A 3397-nucleotide genomic window follows, 5' to 3' on the forward strand; every position below is an offset into this window, starting at 1 on the left:
GCCGTGCGCGCCCTCCGCGCCGCCGTGGGGCCCGTCCGCGCCGGGGCGTTCGCCGCCGAACCGCGGGTCGCCGTCGAACCGGGCGTCCCCGTCGGGCTGCGGGTCGGCGCCCCCGCCTCCGCCTCCGCCGCGTCCGGTGTCACCGCCGCGTCCGGTGTCACCGCCGCGGCCCGTGCGTCCGCCGCGGCCGGTGCCGTCGGTGCGGTCGAACTCGGCGACCTCGACGTCCACCCGATCGACGGTCATGCCGGTCATCTCGCGGACGCGCGTGCCGACCAGCTCGCGGATGCGCCGGGCCACCTGCCGCACCGGCGCCGGGTACTCGACCGACGCGGACACGTGCGCGGTCACCCGGTCGCCGTCCACGGTGACGCGGGCGCGGGTGTCGCCGCCCCCGCCGACGCGCACGCCGAGGACGGACCGGTCCGGTCCGCGCACCCCGGCCGCCTCGCCCGCCGCCCGGCCGACCACGCGGGTGATCACGCGGTCGGTGATCAGCGTCGAGCCGCGTCCGGACGCGGGCGTGGGCGCGGCGGCGGCCCGGCCGCGGGTCGCGACCGCCCCTCCCCCGGACCCGGCCGGCGCCTCCCGGGACGGCGGGTCATGCCGTCGGCCGCTTCCGGCTGTTGCCGAGCGAGTCCCAGACCCCGGCGAGGTCGATCTCGCCCGCGACGGCGCGCCCGACCAGCAGGCCCACCACGCCGAGCACCAGGACCAGCAGGAACCCGCCCAGCCCGCCGAACACGCCGGCGAAGCCGAGCGCCGTCCCGAACCCCAGGCCCACCATGGACCAGATCGAGATTCCGTTCATGTTCTCCCCCTTGAGCCGCTATCGGAGCCGCCGCGCCCGGCGGCGGCGGTAGCGCCAGCGCAGCACCGCCGCGACCGGACCGTGCCGCCGGTGGACGCCGACGACGGGCGCGTCCGGAAACGTGTCCGCGCGCGCCCGTCCGTCGTCGCCGCGCCGCCGGAGCCCCGCGGCGAACGCCTCGGGATCCCCGCCGAGATCCGGATGGTGGGCGCGGACCCAGGCCCGGAACGCCGCGCGCTCCGACCTGGTCTCCTCGCCCGGACTCATCCAGCCCGATCTCCCGCGCCGCCGTCCCCGCCCGCCTTCTTCCCGGCGGCGGGATTCTTCTCCGCCGGCTTCTCCCCGGCGGGGCTCTGCCCTCCGGAGCCCTCCCCGGCGGACCGGCCGCCTGCCTTCCCGGCGGACTCCCCCGCAGGCTTGTCGCGGGGTTCGCCGCCGGGCAGGGCGATGGCGGGCTTGCGCGCGCCGACCTCCCTGGCTCCGGACTCGTCGATGATGTCGGCGATCAGGACGTCCACCCGGCGCTCGTCCGCCAGCGGCTCGGCGACGGCGCGCACCTCGTCGGCGATCTGCCCCAGCGGACGCCCGAACCGGGCGACCACGCCGATCTCGACGGCGTCGTCCCGGACGGCCACGCCGGTCACCGGCGCCCCCACGCGGTAGGTCACCAGCATGGCGGACCGGCCGGTCGACAGGCCCGCCACGTCCGGCAGCGCGGTGACGGCGGCGGCGACCCGCTCGGCGAGGTCCGCGGACGAGACCCCCGGGGAACCCGAGGACCCCGCCCCCGGCGCCGGGACGGGCGCCGTGCCGGTCACTGCACCCGCGGCGACGGCCTGTCGGCGTCCGGCTGGTCGCCGCCGCCGTTGCTGTTGCCGTTCTCGCCCGGCAGGTGGACGTCGTCGACGGTGATGTTGACCTCGACCACCTCCAGCCCGGTCATCTGCTCGACCTGGTGGATCACGCTCTCCCGGACGGCGCGGGCGAGTTCGGGGATGACGACCCCGTACTCCACGACCAGGTCGATGTCCACGGCGGCCTGCCGCTCCCCGACCTGGACCGCGACGCCCTGGGTCACGCTGACCCCGACGCCCGGGATGCGCTCCTTCACCGACCCGAACGTCCTGGCCATCCCGGCGCCCATCGCGTAGACGCCTCCGACCTCGCGGGACGCCATGCCGGCGATCTTCGCCACCACACCGTCGGCGATCCTGGTCCGGCCCGTGTCACTGACCAATGCGCCGTTCTCCTTCTGCGCGACCGCCCGTCCTGCGTTCGTCTCACCCATCGGCCCCGGCTTTCCCGCGGACGCGGTCTTGCGTTCCGCACCGGGCCGCGCCTGCTGGTTCGGCAGCCCGTCCACCGGCCTTTCCCTGGTGGCCTGCTGCCCGCTCTGTGGACTCACGGCGATTTCCCCCTGTCGCCTCGTGATGTGCCGTTTTCATGCTCACGTTCCGTGACAGGAAAACCGTCATACAAGGCAAGAGACCACCAAAGACGATTAACTACACAAAGGACCGATGGCGCGCGTGCGCCACCGGTCCACAGCCGTGGGACGGCCGACCAGAGCATGGGACGTCCGAGGGCCACGCGGCCCCGACGCCTACGGCGGTCAGGCGGCCGTCAAGCCCCTGACCTGGTCATATCCCTACCCAGCGACACGACTCCCTACCCGGCGTCACGCTCGGCGATCGGCTCCCGGCCGCCGTCCGGCCCCCGGCGCAGGCGGCGGCGGGCGCGCGGCACCACGGCGGCCTCCACCTCGGCCTCGCTGGGGACGGCGAGCGGATCGGAGTCGTCCACCAGCCGGTAACGCACCGCGACGACCAGGTTCTGCATGCCCAGCGCGTCGCGGAACCGGACCGCCGGTTCGCCGCCGAGCGCCGCGTGCACGTCGCCCGGCCGCGCGTCCGACGCGCACTCCACGGTCAGCGCCAGGCGCGGCCGGCACGCCGTGCCGGTCAGCCGCACCCGCACGCCCCGGACGCCCGGCAGCCGCGCCACGTCCCGCACCAGGTCCTCGGACGCGTCGCGGGCGTGCGCGCGGGTCGCGCCGTCCATGGCCGGACGGCGGCGCCGCAGCACCCCGCAGAACGTCCCGCCGAGCCCGACCAGGCCCGCCAGCGCCAGGAACTCCGCGACCGCCCCGGCCGCCGGCCAGAACCAGTCATGACCGGCGACGTACCGCTCGACCGCCGGGGACAGCACCGGCGTCGCCGCCACGTCCGTCCCGAACGCGCCGGACGCCGCGCACAGCGCGAGCACCCCGCCCGCGAGCAGCAGCATCCCGGTCAGCCCCGCCACGATCCGCATCCCAGCCCCTCTCCGTCGTCCCCCGCCCGCCGCGCGGCGGGTCACTCGTCGCGCCAGCGGAGGCGGACGACGACGCGCCGGTCCCGCATGAGGTCGAAGCCGTCCAGCCGGGCGCGGACGGCCTGCCGGACGAGGTCGGCGCCCCCGGCCGGGTTGCGGTACCGGGTCCACGCGCGGACCGAGACGCGCGGGCGCCACCTGCCGCGCAACCGCACCCGCACCCGGTCGACGCCGGACACCTCGGCCGCGGCGTCGGCGAGCGCGCGGCGCAGC

At 76.8% G+C, this 3397-nt stretch carries 7 protein-coding genes; all 7 read right to left on the minus strand.

Annotated features, from left to right (window positions below; genetic code table 11):
* A partial coding sequence (locus tag DZF91_RS05085) for an Asp23/Gls24 family envelope stress response protein (protein WP_328589121.1) occupies positions 1-498 on the minus strand: 498 nt, incomplete at its 3' end.
* A gap of 103 nt (positions 499-601) precedes the next feature.
* Positions 602-811, minus strand: a complete 210-nt coding sequence (locus tag DZF91_RS05090) for a hypothetical protein (protein WP_407920883.1) — start codon at positions 809-811, stop codon at positions 602-604.
* Between the two features lie 18 nt (positions 812-829).
* Positions 830-1078, minus strand: coding sequence for a hypothetical protein (locus DZF91_RS05095; protein WP_117356336.1), 249 nt, complete (start codon positions 1076-1078; stop codon positions 830-832).
* The gene (locus DZF91_RS05100; RefSeq protein ID WP_117356337.1) at positions 1075-1629 is read right to left on the minus strand and encodes a hypothetical protein; all 555 of its coding nucleotides are present in this window, start codon (positions 1627-1629) and stop codon (positions 1075-1077) included. Before DZF91_RS05100 ends, DZF91_RS05095 begins: the two co-directional genes overlap by 4 nt.
* Positions 1626-2099 (minus strand): Asp23/Gls24 family envelope stress response protein, encoded by a 474-nt coding sequence (locus tag DZF91_RS05105; protein WP_117356340.1) that lies wholly within the window; start codon positions 2097-2099, stop codon positions 1626-1628. The genes DZF91_RS05100 and DZF91_RS05105 overlap by 4 nt, the downstream gene beginning before the upstream one ends.
* Positions 2100-2479: 380 nt before the next feature.
* Positions 2480-3124 carry a hypothetical protein gene (locus DZF91_RS05110; RefSeq protein ID WP_117356338.1) on the minus strand — a complete coding sequence of 215 codons (645 nt, stop codon included), beginning with the start codon at positions 3122-3124 and terminating at the stop codon, positions 2480-2482.
* 41 nt (positions 3125-3165) lie between these two features.
* A partial coding sequence (locus DZF91_RS39460; RefSeq protein WP_235834094.1) for a DUF6286 domain-containing protein occupies positions 3166-3397 on the minus strand: 232 nt, incomplete at its 5' end.

It is taken from the genome of Actinomadura logoneensis, assembly GCF_003428695.1.
Lineage (GTDB): Bacteria > Actinomycetota > Actinomycetes > Streptosporangiales > Streptosporangiaceae > Spirillospora > Spirillospora logoneensis.